Genomic DNA, 23614 nt, shown 5'->3' with positions numbered 1-23614 from the left:
TCCCGGGTGTGGGAGTCTTATATGGGAAGAAAAACAAAACCTATTCCACATGTTGACCGAGGAACTTCCAAAGACCTACGACTTTGCCTCTGTCGAAAAACGCTGGCTTGACCAGTGGGACGACAGCGACTTTTACTTTGATAAAGACTCAAAAAAACCTCAATACGTAATAGATACTCCTCCGCCGTATCCGACTGGAAAACTCCACATCGGGCACGCTCTTAACTGGGTATATATGGATATCATCGCCCGCTATAAGCGTATGACAGGGTTCAATGTTATGTTCCCGCAGGGGTGGGACTGTCACGGGCTTCCGACCGAGGTGAAGGTCGAAGAGACTCACAATATCACAAAGAACGATGTCTCCCGTGAAGAGTTCCGCACAATGTGCCGCGAGCTCACAATAGAGAACATCACCAGAATGCGGCAGAGTCTGCGAACGATGGGATTCTCCGTTGACTGGAGTAATGAATACATCACGATGGAGCCGTATTACTACGCAAAGACCCAGCTGTCGTTTTTGCGCATGCTCAAGGCAGGTTACATCTATCAGGACGAACATCCGGTCAACTTCTGTACCCGCTGCGAAACGGCGATCGCCTTTGCCGAAGTATCGTATTATGAAGGAGAGACGCTTCTCAACTTCTTTGACTTCGACGGAATCGAGATCGCGACGACCCGCCCCGAGCTCCTCGCAGCCTGTGTAGGAGTCGCTGTCCATCCGGATGATGAGCGGTATAGATCTCTCGTAGGGAAAACGCTCAGGGTCCCGATCTTTGGTCATGAGGTCGTCATAATCGCCGATGACGCCGTAGACATGACCTTCGGGTCCGGCGCTGTGATGATTTGTACATTCGGTGACAAGACCGATGTGTTCTGGTGGAAAAAGCATCATCTCCCGCTCAGAAAGGCTCTGACGACCAAAGGCACGATGACCGCGATCTGCGGAAAGTATGAGGGCATGCCTTCTAAAGAGTGCCGCGCAGCCATCCTTGCTGATATGAATGAGCTCGGCATTCTAAAAGACCAGAAGAAGATCGAGCAGAGAGTGGGTGGCTGCTGGAGATGCAAGACTCCGATCGAGATCCTCTCCGAGCGTCAGTGGTTTGTGAAGGTGAACGGCGGCGAGATCGTCAAGGCTGCCCGGGAAATCAAATGGTATCCAGAACACATGCTCCAGCGCCTGGAAAACTGGGCGGAACAGATGGAATGGGACTGGTGCATCTCGCGGCAGAGGCTGTTTGCCACCCCGATCCCGGTTTGGTTTTGTGACAAGTGCGGTGAACTGATCCTTCCCGATGAGGCCGATCTTCCGATCGATCCGACGATCGAAAAACCAAAACATGTCTGTCCTAAGTGCGGAGGAACCGAGTTCACCGGCGAGAAGGATGTTCTCGACACCTGGATGGACTCGTCCATCACCGACCTTCACGTCACAGGATGGGACGGAAGCGGCATGCCGCCGTATTTCCCAGCCCAGATCCGCCCGCAGGGTCATGATATCATCCGGACCTGGGCCTTCTATACGATCCTCAGAAGCATGGCCATTCTCGGGGAGAAACCGTGGGATGGTATCCTCATCAACGGCATGGTTCTTGGTGAAGACGGGTTCAAGATGTCCAAGTCACGCGGCAATGTGATCGGTCCGGAAGATGTTATGGGGCCTTATGGTGTGGATGCTCTGAGACAGTGGGCGGCTTCAGGCTCGTCGACTGGTCAGGATATCCTCTTCAACTGGAACGATGTGGTCGCTGCATCCAGATTCCAGACAAAGATGTGGAACATCGTCAGATTCTCGCTGATGCAGATCAAAAAAGAGTCGCCTGTTCCGGAAAGCGATGCTCCTTCAACACTGATCGACCGGTGGATGCTTGCTAACCTTTCAAAGACCATCGCTGAGGTCACCGGGGCGATGGAGGAGTATCTCTTTGATAAGGGTCTGAAAACGATCCGCGATTTCGCCTGGAACGTGATGGCTGATGAGTATCTCGAGTTTGTGAAAGGCAGACTTTACAGTGAGGAGCCTTCACGCGCCGGAGCTGTCTATACGCTGAAAACAACGCTTGATGCACTGTGTGCGATGCTCTCTCCCTATATTCCGTTCTTCGCTCAGGAGTGCTATCATCATTTATCCGATGGAAAGAGGATCATCGATCACCCATGGACGACGTTTTCCTACGTGGATGAGGATGCACTGCGCGACGGCGATCTGATCGTGAACATTGTCAGCCTTCTTCGCAAATACAAGCACGACTCGGGTCTCGCGCTGAACGCACCTCTTGGCAGTGTTACGATTTATACTCCCTCACATAACATCGATGACTCCGGCGATCTCGGCAGGACCGTGAACGCCGAGGTTGTGTGGAAAGCTGAGGAACCGGCTCTTGAAAAGAAGGTTGGCGAAGTCGTTTTCAATAAGAGTGTTGTTGGGAAAAACCTCAGAAATAAAGCAGGCGCATTTATGACTGCAGTAAATGCCCTTCCTGATGCTGACAAGATCACGCCTCCGGTCTCTATCTCCATAGAAGGTGAAGAGGTCAGTGTTCCTGACGGGGCCTGGACCACATCGTACATCTATTCAGTTTCCGGTGAATCGGTCGATGTTCTTATGCTCGATGACGTGATGATCACCATAAAACGCACCTGATTTTTCAGGTGTAACACGTTTTTTATATTCTCCGCTCTAACGTAGTAAGCACATGTCTGAAAGCTACGCATGTGGGACTTCCCAGAAACCACTTCTTGGAAGTACCGTAGGATACGTCTTGAACAGCATTGCGGCTAAATACCCACGCAGTGATGCTCTAGTATCCTTTCAGCCGAATCCCTACAGTAAACGGTGTATGTCTGCCGCGGCAAATTACTGCCACGAAGGGCTCGTTTCCGACGAGCCGAACTCGTACCGCGAGTCCGGACTAACCCTAACGACTGCAGGGTCTAAGGTCCTTCGCTACACCTGGGCGGAGTTCCTTGCTGAAACGAATGCCGTGGCAAAAGGTCTTATGATGCTCGGCGTGGAACACGGGACCCGTGTTGCCATCTGGGCAATGAATTATGCTGAGTGGGTACTCGTGCAGTTTGCGACCGCAAAGATCGGGGCAGTGATGGTCAACATCAATCCGGCATACCGGACGTTCGAACTGGAGTATGCCCTTAAGCAGTCTGAGGTAGACACGCTGATTCTGCAGGGCAAGTTCAAGACCTCTGATTATGTCGGAATGTTCTACGAAGCATGCCCCGAGGCATTCGAGGCAAAACCCGGCAAGATCCGGTCCGAGAAGTTCCCGTATCTACGCAACGTCGTATTCATGGGTGAGATCATCTACAACGGCATGTACCGCTGGAGTGAGCTTCTGGAAATGGGTGAGTATGTCTCCGACTTCGAGCTGGAAAACCGTGAGGAGTCCGTCTCCTTTGATGATGCGCTGAACATTCAATACACGTCAGGCACGACCGGATTTCCCAAAGGTGTCGTGCTTTCCCATCACTCGGTATTGAATAACGGTCTCTTTATCGGAGACGGAATGGGCTTTACCGATAAGGATAAACTCTGTATCCCAGTGCCGTTCTACCACTGTTTCGGGATGGTCCTCTCGAATATGGCATGCGTGACGCACGGATCCACGATGGTCATTCCTGGACCCTTCTTTGATGCCGAGGCTGTTTTGCAGGCCGTCGAAGCTGAAAAGTGTACGGCGCTTCACGGCGTTCCGACCATGTTCATCGCAGAACTGGAACACCCGAACTTCGACCGATACGATCTTTCAAGTCTCAGGACCGGTATCATGGCAGGTTCTCCGTGTCCGATCGAAAAGATGCGGGAAGTTGCCTCACGGATGAACATGAAAGATATCGTCATCGTCTATGGCCTGACTGAAACGGCGCCGGGCATCACGATGTCCACCACCTCTGACACGCTCGAAAACCGTGTTGCGACCGTTGGAAGAGCATTCCCGCACACCGAGATCAAGATCACCGATCCGAAGACCGGAAGGATCGTTCCTCTCGGAGAGAAAGGCGAGATATGCGCCCGCGGCTACATGAAGATGAAGTGCTATTACAATAATCCGAATGCAACCAAGCAGGTCATCGACAAGGACGGCTGGCTTCACTCGGGCGATCTTGGCACTATGGATGAGGAAGGCTACGTCCGCATGGCAGGCCGCCTGAAGGAGATGGTCATACGCGGCGGAGAGAATCTGTATCCGCGTGAGATCGAGGAATTCTTCCATCTCCACCCAAAGATCTCCGACATTTATGTCATCGGCGTCCCGGATGCAAAGTACGGTGAAGAGCTTTGCGCCTGGGTGAAATCAGAGCCCGGTACGACGGTCACCGAAGAGGAGATCAGGGCATTTGCTGAGGGCAGGATCGCCCGTCACAAGATCCCCCGTTACTACAAGTTTACGGACTCCTTCCCTATGACGGTCACCGGCAAGATCAAGAAAGGGGATATGCAGGAAGTGTCCATCGCCGAACTTGGTCTCGCTGACGTTGCGAAGATAAAAACTGCCTGATGATAAAAAAGAAAGAGTGATATATCTCACTCTACCACATCTATTTTATGAAGAAAATTCTTATTGCATTTGTTCTCTGTGTCCTGCTTTTCTCAATAGGAACTGCGGGCTGTATCGGCAGTGAGCCGATCGTTGGAGACTGGCTTATATACGGTACCGAGATTCCGGTCGTATTCAACAATGACGGAACCGGAACAATAACTATAACCTTCTTCGGCATCACTTCCACCGTTCCAATGACCTGGGAGAAGACCGAAGAGAAAACGTATAAGCTCACCGGAACCTCAGAATTATTCAATGCAGGCACCTACACCCTCTCTGCTGACGGGAAATCCCTTGTGGAGGTTTCCACCGGACTTAAGGTATTTGTAAAGAAAACATAACCCTATTTTTTATTTCTTTTTCGGTGTTTGAAGAAATCTGTTCTTATCAGTTTAGAACTCCCATCTCCACCCGTCTGTTTTCATCAGTTTTTCTACGTCTTTGTAATCGGGCATCAGTCGTTTGACCTCATCCCAGTAGTTTTTCTGATGGTGGGGGAATCTCAGATGCACTATTTCGTGAACAACGAGATACTCCGCGACGATTTTTGGTGCGAGCAGCACCCGTGCATTGATGATGATGCCGTTTTTTGGTGTACAGCAGCCCCATTTTTTCTTCTGGAGCCTGATACGCAGCTGCGGTTTATTTACGCCGGCAAGTTTCGCATACTTCTCCACATACGGATCCAAAACCACGGTTCCCAGGCGCCGGTACAATAGCGTGACCAGATCACGTGCCAGATTCTTGGAATCATCTGGAGAAAATGTGTCAGGTATCGATAACCTAAGCTGTCCTTCGAAGATCTCCGTTCTGGCGGGTCCAATTGTGCGCTGTATGGTCAGAGGTTCGCCAAAAAACGATATTTTCTCTCCGTCTTCATAACTCCGCGGGTTCGCCTGTTTTTTTTGAAAAACAGACTGCTGTTTTGCGATCCACTCGACCCTGCTCTGCGCGATCTCTACTGCCCGTTTTTCCGAGATCATCGAAGGAACCCGCACAAGGACTTCTCCTGCGGTCGTAACTTCGATCGCCCAGGACTTTCTTCTGTCTGAGTAGATCACGTTGATCGGGATATAATCTCCATTCCATACAACAGCCGGACCCATATGTGAAACATTATCTCTCATACTCTCCAATATAAGTAACTGAATGTTAGTCCGTGCCATAGATCAGGAAGTGCTTGATCTCCTTTTGGAGATGGGCAGATCAAGTTTTCCTGATGAATATATCGTCATGCTGGGCATGGAAAAAGGGGTCATCAATGTTACCTACCCGATACCCGGCACTACTGTTTCGCAGGACAGCGCCAATATCTTCATGGATATGATCCCGCTGGGGATGCAGATCGCCGGCACCGCTCACAGTCATCCAAACGGCTGTTTATCTCCTTCTGATGCTGATCTTGCCACATTTTCCCAAAGCGGCCAGTGCCATATCATTGTAGGCGCGCCCTTCGATGAAAATTCCTGGAGATGTTACGGAAGGGACGGGAAAGTAAAAACTCTTGAGGTCATATCATGAAACGGGTCGTTGCCACCGGGACTTTTGACATCCTTCATCCCGGACATATCTACTATCTTGAAGAGTCGAAAAAACTCGGTGACGAGTTATGGGTCATCGTTGCGCGGGAAAAAAACGTCGTGCATAAACCCCGCCCTATCGTTTCTGAAGAGCAGCGGCTCAAAATGATCCGGAGTCTCCGGTGTGTGGATCATGCCGTACTTGGGGATCAGACTGATATGTATAAACCGATCCGGGAGATCGATCCGGCTGTAATAACAATAGGTTTCAATCAGAAATGGTCCGAGGAAAAATTGACACGGGAGATGCGTGAACGCGGAATCTCTGCCGAGGTCGTTCGTATTGCTGAGTATTCCGGGATGCCGTTCACCTCATCAACTAAGATCATCGAAGAAGCCGTAAGGAGAAGATCGCAATGAAATCAGATAAGAAACTGGACAATATGGACAAGATATCCGAACTTGTCAGATTTGTCGTTGAGAAGGGCGGCGAGGCAACGCTGATCCCTGCAAAAGATATCGTCACCGCCGAATGGGTGAGACAGAAATGTCTCTTCGGGTGTAATGGATTTGGCCGCCGGTTTTCCTGTCCTCCTTATACGCCAACCCCTGCGGAGACCAGGAAAGTTCTCAAAGAATACAAAACTGCCATCCTCATAAAATTTGTAGGCGATGTCGGCGAAACCACGCCGGAGAGGCTTGTCTCCCGTGAGATGACTGCGTATGTCCAGAATGTCATGTATGATCTTGAGATGATGGCATTCTCAGCGGGTTTTTACAAGACATTCGGCTACACTGGTCATCAGTGCGGGCTGTGTGCTCACTGCAAAGCAAAAGATGACGATGCGGAAATAACTGACTGTGTCAACCGAAGAAAAATGCGCCCGAGTATGGAAGCTGCGGGAATCGATGTGTATGCCACCTGCGCCTCCGTCGGCTGGGGTCTCGAGGTTCTTTCCTGCACGGAAGTCGCGGGCGGATGCGTCCTGGATTCACCGATGACGACCGTTATGCTCCTTTTAATTGAGTGAATCATATGAAAAATTCCCCATTTTTAGCCCCTGTCCCGTTTTACTGGTGTGACAAATGTCATTCTCCGGTGATGGGAAAACTCTGCTCCTGCGGAGAAAAAACCCGTCCCGTCTCAGTGACGCCGCCGGGAGATGTCCGCCCCGCTTTTGACCGTGACAGAAATCTTGTGAACCGCCTTTTCGAAGAACAGTTTGGTGTCCCGCTGATCCCTGAAGGATTTCTTGCAATTCTGAATAAAGTCCCTGACGAGGACAGGATGGAGGAGATAATCATCGGCGGAGCGGTAGTCTGTGCGATCAGATATATCCCGGCTGAGTCCCGATGGGAGGTTCTCCCAAGGGAAGCGGCGGCATCGCTGGTCGTTCCGACCAAGCGTTTCATCAAAGTCACCGATGATGCGGCAGGATATATCAAGGAAGGAAGCAGCGTTCTTATGCCCGGCGTTACCTTTGTCTCTCCCGATATCGCCGTAGGAGATAGTGTCTTCGTTATTGCCGAGTCCGGAGAATGTGTGGCAGTCGGCCGAGCAAAAATGTCTTATCAGGAGACGGTGGGTGCGACCCGGGGGCAGCTCGTTCGGACCCGCCGGACCCAAAAACCCGTGGTGGATGCATCTCCTTCGACTTGGAATGATGCGATTTCAGCAAACAAAAACATTCTCGATCTCTATGAAAGAAAATCGATCGAGTTCATCCTGGACGTCATCGCCAAAAATCCGGACATCCAGCCGACCGTTTCCTACTCCGGCGGAAAAGACAGTCTGGTAACGCTTCTCATCACGCTAAAGGCCGGGCTCAGACTTCCGCTGATCTTTGCGGATACCGGACTTGAGTTCCCGGAAACGATCGAAAATGTCCATCAGGTCTCCGAAATGTTTGGCCTTCCTCTTATTGAGGAGTCGGGGGATTCCGGATTCTGGGAGGCATTTGAGACGCAGGGTCCGCCTGCAGTGGATTTTAGGTGGTGCTGCAAAGCATGCAAACTTACGCCGGTCAAGACGTTGATCGAAAACGAGTGGGGTGAGGCCATCTCTTTCATCGGTCAGCGGAAGTTTGAGTCTGCAAAACGGATGCAGAGTCCGCGGGTCTGGAGAAATAGAAATGTTCCCTGCCAGCTTTCAGCAGCCCCGATCCAGCACTGGACCGCTATGCATGACTGGCTGTATCTTTTCCGGGAAAAAGCGCCCTACAATCCGCTATACGAACTTGGCCTGGATCGGATCGGCTGCTTTATGTGCCCGTCGTCCGACATCGCCTGCATGAAGGATATCGAGGCGCGGTATCCGGAGATGTGGGCCGACTGGGAAAAGAAACTGAAAGCATGGGGGGATGCAAACGGCAGATCACCTGAATGGGCGTCGAAAGGTTTATGGAGGATCCGTGAAACAAATGAAGAAGACGGTGACATAGATGGGCACTTCTGAAATCGCAGTTTTGGATTATGGATTAGGAAATCTCAGGAGTGTGGTCCGTGGTCTCGAGGCAGCGGGGGCCCGCCCGATAATCACGAACGATCCTGAACTCATCCAATCGGCTGACGGGCTTCTCCTTCCGGGAGTAGGGGCCTTTGCCGAAGGGATGAACAAACTCGCGCCCCTGATCGATCTTGTAAAAAAAGAGGCAGCAAAAAAACCTCTTCTGGGAATATGTCTCGGCATGCAGATGCTTCTAGAGGAGAGCGAGGAACACGGTCTTCACAAAGGGCTTGGCTTTGTGCCCGGAACGGTTCGGCTTTTTCCAAAAAAACCCGGGATGAAGATACCTCAAATGGGATGGAATACGATCTCTCCTTCGGGCCATCCGCTTTTTGAAGGAATACCTGACGGGACATATGTCTACTTCGTCCACTCGTATTATGCTGAAACTACCCCTGACTTTACGATCGCGACGACCGATTATGTCGTATCATACGCATCGGCCGTCTGTGCGGGCAATGTAATGGGTGTTCAGTTCCACCCGGAAAAAAGCGGGGACGCCGGCATTTTGATTCTCAAAAATTTTGTTCAGATGATCGAATGAGATAAAGGCATTTTCTCCCTCTTTTCTCCGCATGAAAAATCATCTGTTTTATGCTGCTCCGTCTTTACCAGCATGGAAATTATCCTTCAATTTGGGTTTATTCCAACCAGGTTTTCATTTGTGGTTCACCCACATTAATAAGCAATCCGCACTAATATAATAATGCAAATATATTTTTGAGAATCGCTTCCGAGCATGTTAACCATTTTCGAAATCGACTCCAAATCTATGTCAAATTGACAAGGAGAACCAAACTTAGATGACTGATAATTACGACGCCTCCCACATCACAGTTCTGGAGGGGTTAACCCCTGTCCGCGAAAGACCTGCCATGTATATCGGCAGTACCGATACCCGCGGTCTTCATCACCTCGTATACGAGGTCGTTGACAACTCGATCGATGAAGCCTTAGCCGGATTCTGTAAACATATCGTCATCATCATCAACCCGAATGGATCGGTATGTGTAGAGGATGACGGCAGGGGTATTCCTGTCGATATCATGCCGAAACAGAACAAGAGCGCCCTTGAAGTCGTTATGACCGTGCTTCACGCCGGCGGAAAGTTCGATAAAAACACCTATCAGGTCTCGGGCGGTCTGCATGGGGTCGGTGTTTCCGTTGTAAACGCTCTTTCCACGCGCCTTACTGCCGAAGTATTCCGTGACGGAAACATCTACTCAATGGTCTTTGGGAAAGGCATCCTTCTGCAGCCGCTTTCCTGCAGGCCAGAAACCGATGAAGAGTATCTTCAGCGCCAGAAGAGGATGGACAAGGTTGGTCAGGCAAAAGAAACCACCACGGGAACCCGGATCACCTTCTATCCCGACGGCTCCATTTTTGAGACGACCGAGTTCGATTATGATGTCCTTGCCCACCGGTTCAGAGAACTTGCTTATCTGAATAAAGGTCTGGAGATCCAGATCGAGGACCACCGTACCGGGGATACCGACACCTTCTGTTATCAGGGAGGTCTTCGCGAGTTTGTCACCCACTTAAACGAAGGTAAAGAACTCCTTCACCCTGAACCGATCTATGTCGACAAATCCGACGATGTGAACAAAATCGAGGTGGAGGTCGCTCTTCAGTATAACGATACCTACGGAGAAGTCCTCTATACATACGTGAACAGCGTGAATACCCGCGAAGGGGGCACGCACCTGGAAGGATTCCGCTCGGCTCTTACGCGTGCGATCAATAATAGTGCCCATGCAAATAAACATCTCAAAGAGGATATCTCCGTCCGCGGTGAGGATGTTCGCGAGGGTCTGACCGCCGTAATCAGCGTCAAGATCGCGAACCCGCAGTTTGAAGGCCAGACCAAGATGCGGCTTGGAAACAGCAGTGTCAAAGGCCTTGTTGACTCGATGATGTATCAGGCTCTGACCGAGTTTTTCGAGGAAAACCCGAAGGTCATCGCATCTATCGCCAAAAAATCCCTTGATGCGGCAAATGCACGCGAAGCTGCCCGCCGCGCGAAGGAACTTGCGAGAAGAAAGACGTCTCTTGAGATGTCAGGACTTCCCGGTAAACTTGCCGACTGCTCCGAACGCGATCCGGCAAAAAGCGAGATCTATATCGTGGAAGGAGATTCTGCAGGCGGTTCAGCCAAACAGGGACGCGACAGAAAATTCCAGGCGATCCTGCCTCTTCGCGGTAAGATCCTGAATGTGGAAAAAGCACTGGAACACAAGGCTTTGAAAAATGCCGAGATCCAGACGCTTATCACGGCGATCGGTGCGGGATACGGCGAAAAGTTCGATGCCGAACGCGCCAGATATCACCACATCATTATCATGACGGATGCGGATGTGGATGGGGCACATATCAGGATTCTGCTCCTTACCTTCTTCTACCGGTTCATGAAGCCTCTTGTGGAAATGGGATATATCTACATCGCTCAGCCTCCTCTCTTCAGAATTGCGAAAGGCAAACAGGAAAAATACGTGTACACGGAAGAGGACATGCGCTCGGCAATCGCAGAGTACGGCGAGAAGGGCATCTCGGTCCAGAGATACAAGGGTCTTGGTGAAATGAATGCAGGTCAGCTCTGGAACACCACCATGGATCCCAAATTCCGTATCTTAAAGAAAGTACGGATCGAGGATGCAGGTTATGCAAATGAGATATTCGAAAAACTCATGGGAGATGATGTCATGCCCAGAAAAGATTTCATCAAACGTCATGCAGGGGAGGTGAAGAACCTTGACATCTGAAGAAGAAACCACGCACAAGACGGTCTCGATCAACATCGAAGATGAGATGAAGAACTGTTTCATCGATTATGCGATGAGCGTTATCATCGGGCGTGCGATTCCCGATGTCCGTGACGGTCTCAAACCGGTCCACCGGCGGATTTTGTATGCCATGTTCCACGATGAGGGGAACACGAGCGATAAGGCATACAAGAAATCCGCCAAGGCAGTCGCAGCCACCATGGGTAATTATCACCCGCACGGTGACTCTGCGATCTACGATACGCTCGTGAAGATGGCTCAGCCGTTCTCCTATCGGTATACGTTAGTGGATGGTCAGGGTAACTTCGGTTCGATCGACGGTGACTCGGCAGCAGCAATGCGTTATACCGAGGCAAGGCTTACCAAAGCAGCCGAATCTCTTCTCGAGGATATCGACAAAGATACCGTCGATTTCGTCCCGAACTTCGATGAGTCGTCCCAGGAACCGGACGTGCTCCCAAGCAGGATCCCGAATCTTCTGGTAAACGGTACTACAGGTATCGCGGTCGGTATGGCGACCAACATGATGCCGCATAACCTCGGCGAGGTCTGTGATCTGGTGGATGCCTACATCGATAACCCGGAGATGCAGCTCGATGAGATGATGAAGATCCTCCCGGCACCTGACTTTCCGACAGGCGGAAAGATCATGGGTACTGACGGGATCGTCAATGCTTATCAGACCGGTCAGGGAAAAGTCATTCTCCGCGGCATTGCCGAGATCGAGGAACGCAAAAAAGGATTCGAGCAGATCGTTATCACCGAGATCCCCTATCAGGTGAACAAGGCATCGATGATCGAGAAGATCGCCGAACTTGTAAAAACGAAGGTGATCGAAGGCATCAGCGACATTCGTGATGAGTCCGATAAAGATGGTATTCGTGTTATCATCGAACTCAAGCAGAACACGCAGGCAAATGTTGTTCTGAACCTGCTTTACAAACATACTCAGCTCGAAAATTCGTTTGGTATCATCAATCTGGCTATCGTCGATAAGAAGCCGAAGATCCTTTCACTCGTCGAGCTTCTCCGCTATTTCATCTCACATCGGGTCGAAGTCGTTCGGCGCAGGTCCCAATTTGATCTGCGTAAAGCAGAAGAACGGATGCATATCATGGCTGGCCTTTTAAAGGCTCTTGATATGATCGATGTGGTGATCGCGACCATTCGTGCCTCTCCGGAGGCTTCTGTGGCACAGGAAGCCCTTGTTTCGACACTGGGCTTTTCTGAGGCGCAGGCCGAGGCAATCCTCAAGATGCAGCTTCGCCGTCTCGCGGCCCTTGAACAGCAGAAGATCGTGGATGAGACCACCTCACTCCAGCTGATCATCGACAAACTCACCTGGATCTTGTCATCCGAGGAGAACATCCTCTCGGTCGTGAAAACAGAGACTGCCGAGGTCCGTTCGGCCTACGCCGATGAACGCCGGACCCAGATCGATTACACGGCCAACACCGACTTCAACATGATGGACCTGATCCCGGACGAACAGACCCTTGTCATGCTCACGACCCAGGATTACATCAAGAGAGTTCCGCTGGATCTCTATCGCCAGCAGAAACGCGGCGGCAGAGGCGTGATCGGCATGACCACAAAGGATGAGGACTCCGTCGATAAAGTCTTCATGGCGAGCACGCATGATTATCTGCTGTGTTTCACCAACAAAGGCAGAGTCTACTGGCTCCGTGTGTATGAGATCCCTGAAGGATCAAGGACCAGTAAGGGTAAGGCGATCGTCAATCTGCTGAACCTTACTGATGAGGAAGTTTCGGCGGTCATTCCGATGCGGGATTTCGATGCTGAAAAGAATCTTCTGTATGCAACAAAGAAAGGCCGTGTCGGCAAGTTCAGTCAGGATCTGTTCTCACGGCCAAGGACCGGGGGGATCATTGGTATCACGCTCCTCGACGGCGATGAGCTTGTTGATGTGGTCGTGACCGGCGGCAGTTCTGATGTCGTTCTTACGACCGCATTCGGTCAGGCCCTCAGATTCTCCGAGGATGAGGTCAGAGCAACCGGCCGCGGTACCCAGGGCGTTATCGGTATCCGGCTGAAGTATGAGGGAGATTATGTATGTGGTCTTACCCTGGTCGAGACCCAGTATCTGCTGATGATCACCGACAAAGGATACGGTAAGAGGACCGAGTTCGATGCATTCATGGGTCATGGCCGCGGTACCCAGGGCGTAAAGTCTATCGTGGCGAACTTCGAGCGCGGCAAAGTCGTCTCCTCGCTCGCGGTCTCGGATGACGATCAGGTCATCATCACGACTGCCGCAGGAGTTGTGCTGCGAACCCAGGCTTCGGACATCTCGATCCAGGGACGCGGAACACAAGGTGTCCGTGTCATCCGGGTCGACTCTGGAGACAAGGTCACGGGTGTTGCCGTTGTTCCGCCGGATGAGGTTGATCCCGCTCTGCCGGAAGGCGAAGATCAGGCCTGATCTTTTTTTTTTTCTTTTTTCAGATATCCATTCTGTTTTGGATGCGGGGCGCCTTCAGATGTTTTTCACTGATTACTCAATGAAGAGCGGGTGTCAGGTGACATCTTTAATGCATATCTCCGCCAAATAGTACAGCATCCATGTCCTACATCGACCCGATCGTACTAATCATCGCCTTTGGTGCAGCTTCCGTCTCGTTTCTGTGGCTGAGAGATACCCGCATCTTTGTCAGAACCGGTAAAGAGGGGTATCGGAAAGCCGCCTATCATGGTGTTCTTTATTCAGCTCTGGGATGGTTCGGCTGTGCTCTTGCCGGTTTTGCCGAAACGACATTTATGTATCTGGGTGTCGGCTGTATGCTGATCGCTTTGTATCTCCAGTCCAGACTGAAGAAAGAGGATGTATGGGTAGGAAATGAATCTGCATGGACCCGGTTCATCGGATCGGCGCCCCGTCAGGAGAGAAAATAAATATGATACAAAAACCCCGCGGAACAAGAGATTTTCTTCCGGCTGAAATGACACAGCGCCGGTTTGTTGAACAGAAAATGCGGTCCGTCGCGGCAGGATTCGGATACGGCGAGATCGTTACGCCCATGTTCGAAGAGCAGGAACTCTTCACGATCAAGTCAGGCGAAGGGATCATCAATGAGATGTATGCATTCGAGGATAAAGGCGGCAGAAAACTGACGCTCCGCCCGGAACTCACCTCTGCTGTTCTCCGTGCCTATGTCAACGAGGCGCAGATGGCGCCAAAACCCCTCCGCTGGTTTTATTTCGCGGAATGTTTCAGGTATGAACGCCCGCAGAAGGGAAGATACCGGCAGTTCTGGCAGTTCGGCTCCGAGCTGATCGGTGCAGATTCTGCAGCTGCCGATGCTGAAGTAATAGCCCTTGCTTATGAATTACTGAAATGCAGCGGTGTCCGCTTTGTTTTGAAAGTCGGCCATCTTGCTCCGATGAAGCATCTTCTTTCAGGTCTCGATGCCCCTTCGCAAAAACAGGTCATGGTAGCTCTCGATAAACGTGATATGGGGCTGCTTGAAACAACGCTTGCAGCTCTTGACCGTTCTGATCTTTTTGAGCCGCTCAAGGTTCTCGTGACGGCAAAGACCCTCCCGGAAATATTTGCCGTTACGGGAGATATCCCGGAAAAAACGAGGATCGAGGAGACCTTCGGCTATCTCGAAGCACAAAACATCCCCTTTGAACAGAACTTCGGGATCGCCCGGGGTCTTGACTACTACACGGGAATGGTCTTTGAAGGATTTGCTGACAATCTCGGTGCGGAAAATCAGATCCTCGGCGGAGGGGCTTACCGTCTCGCACACCTTTTCGGCGGAAAGGATGTTCCCTCCTGCGGATTTGGCATAGGGTTCGACCGTGTCATGGTTTCTCTTGGGGAGTTCTCCCTCGAGACAAAACCGGCGGCAGCGGTCATCTGCACGCCCGAGACTCGGATCCCGGCATACAAAGCCGCGTCCTCCCTTCGCAGCGCGGGGATCACCGCGGTCATGGACCTTCTCGATCGAGGATTTGGCGCCCAGCTGTCTTCCGCGTTGAAGTCAGGAGCATCATTCGCTGTTGTCATTGGCGAAAAGGAAGCCGCAGCCGGCACCATTACTCTCAAAGATCTCAGCACCGCTGTCCAGACTGAGATGTCACTGGAATCTGCCATCGAGGTAATCCATGGTTCTTGCCGATGAGCTCGCCAAGAAACAGCGGAGCATCAGTGTAGCGGAATTTTTTGAAAAAAATAAACAGATGCTTGGTTTTGATTCTCCGACAAGGGGGATCATCACCACCATAAAAGAGGCGATCGACAATTCGCTCGATGCCTGCGAAGAGGCACAGGTCCTTCCTGATATTCTTGTTTCGGTCAGGCGGATCTCGAATGATGTTTTCCGTGTCGTTGTCGAAGACAACGGCCCGGGGATCGTTCCGGAAAAAATGCCGAGCGTTTTTGCGAAACTTCTGTACGGCTCACGATTCCATCAGGTCAGACAGACCCGCGGTCAGCAGGGGATCGGCATATCGGCAGCGGTTTTGTATGCTCAGCTCACGACCGGAAAACCGACGATTGTAACATCCCGGACCGATGCAAAGAACAAAGCGCATACCATGTCTCTTGTCATTAAAACGGAGACAAACGAACCTGAAGTTCTCTCCCACGAAGAGGTTGACTGGATCCTTCCTCACGGAACGCGTGTTCAGCTCGAGTTCAAAAGCAATATCGCGGCAAGAAAAAAACTCATCGAGTATCTGAAATACACCTCGATCGTCAATCCCCATGCGAAGTTCCGTGTAGAGATCGATGACGAGTCTTTTACGTTTGAGCGGGTTTCATCCGAAGTTCCGCCCTGTCCGGTGGCGATCAAACCTCATCCTTACGGTATAGAACTCGGTGTTTTGAAACGGATGACGACCGCATCCGATCTGCCTTTAAAGGAGTTTCTTGTTGAGAGTTTTTCGAAGGTAGGTGAGAAAACCGCTCTCGAGATATGCAGTTCCGCAAGACTCGATTCCGCAGTAAAGGTTTCCTCCCTTGGCCTCGAATCACTCAATCCTCTTCTTGATGCCATGCAGACAACAAAGATCCCGGCTCCTTCTGCATCGCAGTGTTTGTCCCCGATCACCGACGAACTTATCGTGAAAGGCATGGAGAAGGAGTTCGAGCTTGACTTCATCAAAGCCAGGACACGTCCCGGAAGTGTGTATGGCGGTCACTCGTTCATCGTGGAAGCGGCGATCGGTTACGGCGGCAAACTTCCTCCCGAGGGAAGCGCTATTCTTTTGCGGTTTGCGAATCGTGTCCCGCTTCTTTATCAGCAGGGGGCCTGTGCGATCACAAATGCGGTTCAGAATGTGAACTGGAAATCCTACGGGGTTTCCCAGTCGGGCCTCCCCACCGGACCCATACTTATTCTCGTCCATGTGGCGGCGACCAATGTTCCGTTCACGAGCGAATCCAAGGACGCCGTTGCGGCAGTTCCTGAGATCGAGCGGGAGATCACCCTTGCTTTGCAGGAACTCGGCCGCGACCTGAAGATGTTTCTGTCCCGCCGCGACAGAAATAAACTGCAGGATGACCGGGCACGTGCGATCTGCTCGGTAATTCCCCTGATCGCCGCGAAGGTCGGCGAGATCGTTGAACTTCCCGTGCCGGATACGTCCCTCATCGAAGGAAGGATCATGCGTCGTGTGGTCCTCAAGAAAAGCTCGGCAGGCGGCAAAGTTATGATCCATATCGACAACTACACAACAAAATCCCAGGAGATCTCCCTGTATGATATCTCAGGAGACAACGCAGGGGACGCGACCGTTCCTCCCTCATTCGTATCTGAGATGGATGGCGAGTATACGAAGATCTGGAAGGTTACCCTTTCCGCAGGTGAAGCATTCGAAGTCACCTATACCGGAAGCGGCGGGGGAATGATCGAGATGCAGGGTGTGGCCGAAAACCTCAAAGTGGTGGTGGATCTGGATGTCTGACCCAACTGAAAGAGACACGGCAACGAAGAAACGTCTTATGGAGATGGCCAAAGTATGGTATGATCAGATGAACAACGGCGAGATCCCGTCGATCACTCTGCCTACCAGAACAAAATACAATATCGAATATGACGATGAATCCGAGGTTTGGAAGTACGGCGACAAAGAGTCCGTCAGAAATGCCGGGACTGCGAAGTCGGCCACGCACATGCTCAAGATGGCCTATGTCATCTGGTTCATAAAAACACAGCTGCAGGAAAACCGATCCTCGACGTTAAGAGAAATGTATTACATCTCGGAGGGCTGGAAACAGGCAAAGTTCGGCGCCCAAAACGAGAGTAACTATCTGATCGAGGATCTCGAGATCATCACTGCTATGCAGAGGGAGTTTTTCCATATGCGTCCTGAAGAGGACGGGGCCTCGATTTTCGGACCGATCCGTATCCGGGAAAATACCCGGCGTGGTATGAAAGAGATCCACTGTCAGGATGATGTTGGAGAAGCAGGATACAATATTCCGAACAATGTGGAGAACGTGGAACTTGTGGATCATGATGCTTCTTGCGTTATCGCCATCGAAACTGGTGGTATGTTTTCCCGTTTACAGGAAAACGGCTTCGATGAAGATTACAATGCTGTCCTTCTTCATCTGAAGGGTCAGCCGGCCCGGGCTACAAGGCGTATGCTGAAACGCATGAACGAGGAGCTGGGTATCCCGGTTGTGGTTTTCACTGATGGTGATCCCTGGTCTTACCGTATTTATGCATCCGTTGCCTACGGTTCGATCAAGTCCGCCCACATGTCCGAACTTCTCGCGACGCCGTCTGCCCAGTTTATCGGGGTAAAGCCTTCGGATATCCAGCGGTACAATCTTCCTGCCGACAAACTTACAGAGCAGGATGTTTCAGCACTGCGGGCTGAACTGACCGATCCGCGGTTTGCGACCGATTTCTGGAGAAAAGAGATCAATCTCCAGCTTGAAATGAATCTGAAGTCGGAACAGCAGGCATTTGCCAGCCGCGGTCTTGATTTCGTTACAAAGGAGTATCTTCCCTCCATGCTCTCGGAAATAGGTGTTTTGAAACGCTGATGAATCCATCACTTCTTGCGCTTTATGTCGGCGTTTTCGCCTCGATGGCTCTTTCAAATGCAGTCGTTCCGATCCTTTCGATCATCACTCCGGATCCCGGTATGCAGGGGGCTGTCTTTGCCGCCTATTTTTTAGGCGCGTTTTTCATGGTGTTTCCTGCCGGCTGGATATCTGATACGGTCGGGCGTCCGCCGCTGATAAAACTTGGTCTCCTCGGGACCTGTGTGTCCGGCCTTTTGATCTGGTTTTTCCCGGGAGATCCTCTGTTTACCGTATCACTGAGGTTTCTGGAAGGCCTTTTTACCGGAATGTTTGTCTCTTCAGCACTTTCGTATGTCAACTCAGAGGCCGATCATAAAAAACTGTCCGGGATGTACATTGCTTTGCTGAATGTCGGTCTGGTGGCGGGACTCGTGATTCCAGGTCTGCTGGCAGCATATCATCCCTATGCAGGGGTCCTCGTTTTTTCTGTTCTGAGCGGATGTGCATTTTTTACCGGGATATTTTTCCGTGACCATGCAGATTTTGTCTCGCTCAGGATCCCGATTAGAACAATCCTCTCGATCACTCAGTATCATAAATGGTTATGGGTGACGTTGTTTGTTTTTGCCGGAGCGACCGGTGTTGTGACAAGTATGTATCCGGAGATGTCTGGATATTCTGCTGAGATTTCCGGGATCGTGACGGCACTGATGAGTTTGGCCACCGCCGTATGCGTCTACGCCGCAGCACATCTCGCTTTATCCGATTCTCTTGGCGTTATTCGAAAGACGGCTCTTCTCCTTGCCGTATCCATTCCCCTCGTTCTGCTTACCCCGTTTGGTATGATCATTGTCGGCGGTGTGTTTGGGGTGATTTCGGCAGCTGTATTGAATTATATCGCCGTTACTCCTCATCCCCAGGGCGTGATGAACGGTCTTTTTACGACGATGCAGTATGCCGGCATGGCCGCCTTGCCATTCGTCACCGGTCTTCTCGTCACACCTCTCGGTTATCTGTGGGTTTTTGTGAGTGTCGGTATTCTGGTTTTGACAGGGGGTCTTCTGATCGTTCGGTGTCCCTGTTATGTCCCCGCGTTAGGTAAATGAGGAATTTTCTTCCTTACTTTCGTTTTTTTCGTGGATGGTAGTGATGTTTGGGTACGGTTGTTCCGGGAAGCAGGCATTCGGCGGTTCCGTCGCGGCAGTCTTTCAAGGGTGTACTGCAGTACTCCAGTATGCTCAGTGCTCTCTCGGCACCGATCGCCGGCTTGGTTGCTTCCAGCCAAAGATAAAATCCTACTCTGGACGGTGTCGGCCGTTCATATTTGAATCCGCCTGTTTTTGACGGTACCATTTTCAGATAGGTCCGCTGTTTTTTTGGTTTGAGGTAGATCACAGGTGACATCTCGGGAAAATCCACCGCAAGGATCACGCGCGAGTAGTTCTCCTGGAGTGAATCGGCGTCAAGGATCTCTGATTTGACCCGGAGGCCGTAATTTGTGATCAGCGCCTTGATCGCGGAAGGATATAGACCTCCGCAGATAACCTTTTTCACCAATGGCGAGACGGAAGGATCCGAGAAGTACTGATCCGGCGACATGTCATGGTCCATGGCGAAAAACAGCTTTGTGAGTGCGTCGTCGTGGAGTTTTTTGTAATCAAAGTCGCGTATCTTTAATGTCTCGCTGGGGATAAGCACCGGATTTTTTTCCGGATGTGTGGGGATGGATGTGATTCTGAGACCTTTGAGACAGGATTTCATCACTTCACATTCATGTGTCCCAATGTACGCATTATCCGGATCGGCAACCAGCCTTCGCACAACCTGTGTTCCGGAGATATCGACGGATGAAAAGAGAATGAATCCCACATGCTCCTGATTGAACATGTAGCCAAACAGCTTTTTCTTATAGATGATCTCTGCTTCAAGATCTTTGAGATCAGCAGGACTGGTCACGATCTCACTGAATACGACCTGTTTGTCTTTATCGAAAAGGAGGAGGTCGACTTCAGCCAGATCCTGACCGTTCCCTCTGACTCTGATGTCGCCTTTTTCTGCAGAATATATCCCGTTCACGCCGAGCCTGATCTTTTCGCGGTGTTTCGGGACATCGGCGCCTTTTCTGACGATCTTCTTGATGGTATCGGTTTTTTCCGCGATCCTGATGAGCTGTTCGTATATGAGATTTTCAAACCAGTATCCTTCGGCGGTCCTCATCAGCATAATGTCTTCCGAGAAGAGGTTTTTGCGTTCAGCTGGCCGCATGTGGCGCAGGGCTCGTACTGCCATCGCCCGATCGGGTTTATAGTGGCAGAACTGCTCACTAATCCACGAGAGCATTACAACTCTCCGCTATGTTGTTTCATAATGTATTTTATGCGAGGATGAGTATCCTTCGCGTGAGACTTTTATGCACTCTCTGCTCGTAGTATCCGACGATCTCAAAGAGATCTTCAGCGAGAGGTCTGATGTCTTTATGTGTCACGATAACAGCCCTGCCTCCGGATCTCAGCACACGCCGTATCTCTTTGAGGGATTCGGTGTAGAGAGTATCAATGCTTTCAGCCCCTATCGTGGTCGACTGACCGTATGGGAGGTCGGTTGCGATGGCATCAAAAACTCCGTCCGGATAGGGCATGTTCGTTGCATCGGCCCGAATGTATGCTCCGTTTGGCAGGTTCTGTCTGCATCCGTTGAGCATCTCGGGGTCGTAGTCGCTTCCGACTGCGTCTATGCCCAGCATTTCACATTCTAGAAGCATGCCGCCAGTCCCGCAGAAGGGGTCGCATAACCATTGACCAGGCTCGACATGGGTCAGGTTGACCATTGTCCGAGCCATCAAAGGCATCATGACACCCGGGTGGAAGAATGCTCTTCTCTGGGGGTTTCGGTAGGCGTATGATCCGCGGTCGATGGTTTGTAGTACCTGACCGAAGAAGCATCTTCCGTTTGTAAAGACAGCGCGGTATTCTACAGCCGGATCTTTAAGATCGACCGTGCCGCGAATTTTTTGTCCCATCATGCGCTCGAGTTCCAGTTGGGATGCATTGACGGTGACAGGATGAATCTTTCTTGCCCGGCAGCAGAATGTGCCGGGGGCTATGGGGGCGAGCTGGTCAAGGAGGCGTTCGAGGGCTTCCTTTGACGCATCGCATTCGCCAAGAAGGCGCATTACTACATGCGTCTGCGCGAGCCGTGTTGTTCTCCGCGGATCATCTACTTCAGCTATGGCAATGCCGTTTTCTGTACGGGTAACTTTCCCCACACAGGACAACTCGGCGATCGCCAGAGGCAGGTTCTCTCCGGAGAGTTCAAACAACAGGTTCATCCGCTTTATACATGTGCCGTCTGGCTAATAATATCTGTGGGGTCCGAAAGTTTCTGCGCTCTGCTGCTGGGCATAAATTTGCCGGAGTCAGCTGATCTCTTTTCGTTTGATGTACCAGATCTTCGCACATTTTTCCGGGTGGTATCGAAGTTTCGCCTCGCGAAGACCGGCGACGTCCATGTCAGACTCGCGATTGATCCAGGTGTATTTCCCCTGAAGCTGCCTGGCGGTTTCCTGGTTGATGACTTTGTAAATTCCTTTGTACTGGGCTAAGCCCTTTTCAAAATGAATGACTGCAGTTTCATAATTCATCTCTCCCCAAATAGCCGCCGCTCCTATTTTGTTCCGTGGGCCGACGCGGATCACCAGCCCTTCACACCCGAGTTCATGCCAATTTTCCAGCGCAGTGTGTGCGGCTCTGACTTCTTCATTGAGCACGGTGTTTGTATCGGCGATTTTTGTATCGCTCCATTTGTCGAGCATGTCATGGAGTTCGGGAATGGTTTCCGGTTTGATCGTCTCGACGGTGTATTGGTATTTGGTATTGAATCGGTTGATATGTCTGCGGATGTTGAGGTATTTTTGTCCGGAGAGTTCGGCCAGTTCCTTTGTTCTGTAGTAGTAATCGCTGCATCCCCGGGAGTGATAGACCGGGGTTTCGGGGTGGTAGAGGTGCATGTACGGAATGTATTTGTCTTCATAAAAGGCAATAGCGCAGTCTCCTGTGTTTTTTTTGGCAAAGGAGATGAGTTCTTCAAAAAGTGCAGGGTCGAATTCGCCAACCGGAGCATGACACGTGCTTCTGCCGTTGATCGTGTTGGAAAGGATGAGGTGGTCGTTTATTACCGCATATTCGCAAGGGGCGTAGTGTTCCCACGAGAAGAGCGTAAGGAAGTTGTGTTCGGAGTGATACTGGGGAAAACGCCGGAAGTAGTCATCGATGAGAGGCTTGTCTTCGAGGGTTATTTTTTTGAAGTCAGTTTTTTTCATGTTCAAAGAGCATTGGGGTGTAGTTTTTCATTTCAGAGAAGCCTGCTCTGCGGTAGATTGATTCTTTTCCAGGTGCAGAGACGAGGCCTATCCATGTCAGGCCCTGCGCTGATCCCAGGCGCTTCAGCGTTTTTGCTATGCGCTCTCCGATGCCGCGTCCCCGGAATTCGGGGAAGACAACCACGTCCTGAATATATCCGTCGGCAACTCCGTCGGAGATGATGCGGCCCATTCCGACTGCGCGATTCTGGGTGTCGTGGGCGATAAGAAAGATGGAGCTGCCCTCTATGATCTGCGCGATGCGGTCTGTGCTCCATCCCATTTCCCACCACCCGCCGGTCCTATAAAGGTCAAGGATTTCTGTCCTATTCCATGAACGGACTATACTTAGGGTTATTTCTTCTTCTGACAAGGGTAATGCCGTCCTGTAATTTATTAGTTATATTTTCATCTGAGTGGTTTAGGATAATGATATTTATGGTCCGTTCTTCTCATCAAAACAGGTGTGTTTATATGTATGTTTGCCTAACATTATTACCTCACAAGACGCACGATCCAAGCCTTGTCCTGCCGGTTTCTTCCGGCGGGGCATGCCTGCTTTGATTCGGTGGGTTTATAAGTGATTGGAGGTAACTATGTTACCTCGCAAGGCTCTCGAACTGCCTTTTGGGTTCTCCGGCTTCTGATGCCTGAGTTTTCCGGAATGCGGTTCGAAGACTATATAAGCATCTGATGCTGATATAGTAGAGCTGTTTAAGTGGAGGACAAAACGCGAATCATCCGGGTTTCCCGGAGTGATTGTTGGTCCTGACGTTGGTATTGTGGCGATGCGGACATTCATTGAAATGACCGCTGATTCCTTTCATACGGTTGTGTTTTTGTGATTATGTCGTAGAAAAACAACTGTGTGCCTATAAGAAAGAAA

The 23614-nt window shown here is 51.0% G+C and carries 20 protein-coding genes; 15 read left to right on the top strand and 5 right to left on the bottom strand.

Annotation, left to right across the window (positions count from 1 at the left end):
- Positions 1–49: 49 nt before the first annotated feature.
- The 3 genes from H575_RS00100 to H575_RS00090 are packed head-to-tail and all read left to right on the top strand — an operon-like array spanning position 50 to position 4900.
- Positions 50–2647 (top strand): valine--tRNA ligase, encoded by a 2598-nt coding sequence (locus tag H575_RS00100; protein WP_042696355.1) that lies wholly within the window; start codon positions 50–52, stop codon positions 2645–2647.
- A gap of 52 nt (positions 2648–2699) precedes the next feature.
- Positions 2700–4517, top strand: coding sequence for an AMP-binding protein (locus H575_RS00095; protein WP_042696354.1), 1818 nt, complete (start codon positions 2700–2702; stop codon positions 4515–4517).
- Between the two features lie 47 nt (positions 4518–4564).
- Positions 4565–4900, top strand: a complete 336-nt coding sequence (locus H575_RS00090) for a hypothetical protein (RefSeq protein WP_042696353.1) — start codon at positions 4565–4567, stop codon at positions 4898–4900.
- A 51-nt stretch (positions 4901–4951) separates the two neighbouring features.
- Here H575_RS00090 and H575_RS00085 read toward each other — a convergent pair whose 3' ends face one another.
- Positions 4952–5686: a M48 family metallopeptidase gene (locus H575_RS00085; protein WP_162139382.1), complete on the bottom strand. Its 735-nt coding sequence runs from the start codon at positions 5684–5686 to the stop codon at positions 4952–4954.
- Between the two features lie 22 nt (positions 5687–5708).
- On the opposite strand from H575_RS00085, the gene H575_RS00080 reads away from it, so the two are divergent.
- The 12 genes from H575_RS00080 (at position 5709) to H575_RS00025 (ending at position 19477) form a co-directional block, all read left to right on the top strand.
- A complete protein-coding gene (locus H575_RS00080; RefSeq protein WP_042696351.1) occupies positions 5709–6080 on the top strand; it encodes a Mov34/MPN/PAD-1 family protein in 372 nt (123 codons plus the stop codon).
- Positions 6077–6499 carry an adenylyltransferase/cytidyltransferase family protein gene (locus tag H575_RS00075; RefSeq protein WP_042696350.1) on the top strand — a complete coding sequence of 141 codons (423 nt, stop codon included), beginning with the start codon at positions 6077–6079 and terminating at the stop codon, positions 6497–6499. The genes H575_RS00080 and H575_RS00075 overlap by 4 nt, the downstream gene beginning before the upstream one ends.
- Positions 6496–7110 carry a DUF2284 domain-containing protein gene (locus H575_RS00070; RefSeq protein ID WP_052319872.1) on the top strand — a complete coding sequence of 205 codons (615 nt, stop codon included), beginning with the start codon at positions 6496–6498 and terminating at the stop codon, positions 7108–7110. The genes H575_RS00075 and H575_RS00070 overlap by 4 nt, the downstream gene beginning before the upstream one ends.
- A gap of 5 nt (positions 7111–7115) precedes the next feature.
- Positions 7116–8534, top strand: a complete 1419-nt coding sequence (locus tag H575_RS00065; protein ID WP_042696349.1) for a phosphoadenosine phosphosulfate reductase domain-containing protein — start codon at positions 7116–7118, stop codon at positions 8532–8534.
- A complete protein-coding gene (gene hisH / locus H575_RS00060; RefSeq protein ID WP_042696348.1) occupies positions 8521–9129 on the top strand; it encodes an imidazole glycerol phosphate synthase subunit HisH in 609 nt (202 codons plus the stop codon). The genes H575_RS00065 and hisH overlap by 14 nt, the downstream gene beginning before the upstream one ends.
- Positions 9130–9388: 259 nt before the next feature.
- Positions 9389–11344 carry a DNA topoisomerase (ATP-hydrolyzing) subunit B gene (gene gyrB / locus H575_RS00055; protein ID WP_042696347.1) on the top strand — a complete coding sequence of 652 codons (1956 nt, stop codon included), beginning with the start codon at positions 9389–9391 and terminating at the stop codon, positions 11342–11344.
- The gene (gene gyrA / locus H575_RS00050) at positions 11334–13808 is read left to right on the top strand and encodes a DNA gyrase subunit A (protein ID WP_042696346.1); all 2475 of its coding nucleotides are present in this window, start codon (positions 11334–11336) and stop codon (positions 13806–13808) included. Before gyrB ends, gyrA begins: the two co-directional genes overlap by 11 nt.
- Before the next feature lie 140 nt (positions 13809–13948).
- Positions 13949–14278, top strand: a complete 330-nt coding sequence (locus tag H575_RS00045; protein WP_042696345.1) for a hypothetical protein — start codon at positions 13949–13951, stop codon at positions 14276–14278.
- Positions 14279–14280: 2 nt separating this feature from the next.
- Positions 14281–15513 (top strand): histidine--tRNA ligase, encoded by a 1233-nt coding sequence (gene hisS / locus H575_RS00040; RefSeq protein WP_042696343.1) that lies wholly within the window; start codon positions 14281–14283, stop codon positions 15511–15513.
- Positions 15497–17299: a DNA topoisomerase VI subunit B gene (locus H575_RS00035; protein WP_042696341.1), complete on the top strand. Its 1803-nt coding sequence runs from the start codon at positions 15497–15499 to the stop codon at positions 17297–17299. Before hisS ends, H575_RS00035 begins: the two co-directional genes overlap by 17 nt.
- Positions 17292–18389: a DNA topoisomerase IV subunit A gene (locus H575_RS00030; protein ID WP_042696338.1), complete on the top strand. Its 1098-nt coding sequence runs from the start codon at positions 17292–17294 to the stop codon at positions 18387–18389. The genes H575_RS00035 and H575_RS00030 overlap by 8 nt, the downstream gene beginning before the upstream one ends.
- Entirely contained in the window at positions 18389–19477 is a 1089-nt protein-coding gene (locus tag H575_RS00025; protein WP_052319871.1) for an MFS transporter, read from the top strand. The genes H575_RS00030 and H575_RS00025 overlap by 1 nt, the downstream gene beginning before the upstream one ends.
- Positions 19478–19490: 13 nt before the next feature.
- On the opposite strand, the gene H575_RS00020 is transcribed toward H575_RS00025, so the two are convergent.
- The 4 genes from H575_RS00020 to H575_RS00005 form a co-directional block, all read right to left on the bottom strand.
- Positions 19491–20711 (bottom strand): hypothetical protein, encoded by a 1221-nt coding sequence (locus H575_RS00020; RefSeq protein ID WP_155897817.1) that lies wholly within the window; start codon positions 20709–20711, stop codon positions 19491–19493.
- 34 nt (positions 20712–20745) lie between these two features.
- Complete coding sequence (locus H575_RS00015) at positions 20746–21699, bottom strand: methyltransferase domain-containing protein (RefSeq protein WP_042696336.1); 954 nt, start codon at positions 21697–21699, stop codon at positions 20746–20748.
- 87 nt (positions 21700–21786) lie between these two features.
- The gene (locus H575_RS00010; protein WP_042696334.1) at positions 21787–22689 is read right to left on the bottom strand and encodes a DUF2156 domain-containing protein; all 903 of its coding nucleotides are present in this window, start codon (positions 22687–22689) and stop codon (positions 21787–21789) included.
- Positions 22676–23011 carry a GNAT family N-acetyltransferase gene (locus H575_RS00005; RefSeq protein WP_081406584.1) on the bottom strand — a complete coding sequence of 112 codons (336 nt, stop codon included), beginning with the start codon at positions 23009–23011 and terminating at the stop codon, positions 22676–22678. The genes H575_RS00010 and H575_RS00005 overlap by 14 nt, the downstream gene beginning before the upstream one ends.
- Positions 23012–23614: the final 603 nt, after the last annotated feature.

The sequence above is a fragment of the Methanocorpusculum bavaricum DSM 4179 genome, from assembly GCF_000430905.1.
GTDB classification, from domain to species: domain Archaea; phylum Halobacteriota; class Methanomicrobia; order Methanomicrobiales; family Methanocorpusculaceae; genus Methanocorpusculum; species Methanocorpusculum parvum.
The sequence above is the reverse complement of the archived record's forward strand: the minus strand, read 5'-3'. Positions and strand labels throughout refer to the sequence as shown.

Excerpts from the sequence above, each read along its gene's own strand:
- H575_RS00100 (WP_042696355.1), top strand. The coding sequence starts at position 50 with ATGTTGACCGAGGAACTTCCAAAGACCTACGACTTTGCCTCTGTCGAA.
- H575_RS00095 (WP_042696354.1), top strand. The coding sequence starts at position 2,700 with ATGTCTGAAAGCTACGCATGTGGGACTTCCCAGAAACCACTTCTTGGA.
- H575_RS00090 (WP_042696353.1), top strand. The coding sequence starts at position 4,565 with ATGAAGAAAATTCTTATTGCATTTGTTCTCTGTGTCCTGCTTTTCTCA.
- H575_RS00085 (WP_162139382.1), bottom strand. The coding sequence starts at position 5,686 with ATGAGAGATAATGTTTCACATATGGGTCCGGCTGTTGTATGGAATGGA.
- H575_RS00080 (WP_042696351.1), top strand. The coding sequence starts at position 5,709 with ATGTTAGTCCGTGCCATAGATCAGGAAGTGCTTGATCTCCTTTTGGAG.
- H575_RS00075 (WP_042696350.1), top strand. The coding sequence starts at position 6,077 with ATGAAACGGGTCGTTGCCACCGGGACTTTTGACATCCTTCATCCCGGA.
- H575_RS00070 (WP_052319872.1), top strand. The coding sequence starts at position 6,496 with ATGAAATCAGATAAGAAACTGGACAATATGGACAAGATATCCGAACTT.
- H575_RS00065 (WP_042696349.1), top strand. The coding sequence starts at position 7,116 with ATGAAAAATTCCCCATTTTTAGCCCCTGTCCCGTTTTACTGGTGTGAC.
- hisH (WP_042696348.1), top strand. The coding sequence starts at position 8,521 with ATGGGCACTTCTGAAATCGCAGTTTTGGATTATGGATTAGGAAATCTC.
- gyrB (WP_042696347.1), top strand. The coding sequence starts at position 9,389 with ATGACTGATAATTACGACGCCTCCCACATCACAGTTCTGGAGGGGTTA.
- H575_RS00045 (WP_042696345.1), top strand. The coding sequence starts at position 13,949 with ATGTCCTACATCGACCCGATCGTACTAATCATCGCCTTTGGTGCAGCT.
- hisS (WP_042696343.1), top strand. The coding sequence starts at position 14,281 with ATGATACAAAAACCCCGCGGAACAAGAGATTTTCTTCCGGCTGAAATG.
- H575_RS00035 (WP_042696341.1), top strand. The coding sequence starts at position 15,497 with ATGGTTCTTGCCGATGAGCTCGCCAAGAAACAGCGGAGCATCAGTGTA.
- H575_RS00030 (WP_042696338.1), top strand. The coding sequence starts at position 17,292 with ATGTCTGACCCAACTGAAAGAGACACGGCAACGAAGAAACGTCTTATG.
- H575_RS00025 (WP_052319871.1), top strand. The coding sequence starts at position 18,389 with ATGAATCCATCACTTCTTGCGCTTTATGTCGGCGTTTTCGCCTCGATG.
- H575_RS00020 (WP_155897817.1), bottom strand. The coding sequence starts at position 20,711 with ATGCTCTCGTGGATTAGTGAGCAGTTCTGCCACTATAAACCCGATCGG.
- H575_RS00015 (WP_042696336.1), bottom strand. The coding sequence starts at position 21,699 with ATGAACCTGTTGTTTGAACTCTCCGGAGAGAACCTGCCTCTGGCGATC.
- H575_RS00010 (WP_042696334.1), bottom strand. The coding sequence starts at position 22,689 with ATGAAAAAAACTGACTTCAAAAAAATAACCCTCGAAGACAAGCCTCTC.
- H575_RS00005 (WP_081406584.1), bottom strand. The coding sequence starts at position 23,011 with ATGGGATGGAGCACAGACCGCATCGCGCAGATCATAGAGGGCAGCTCC.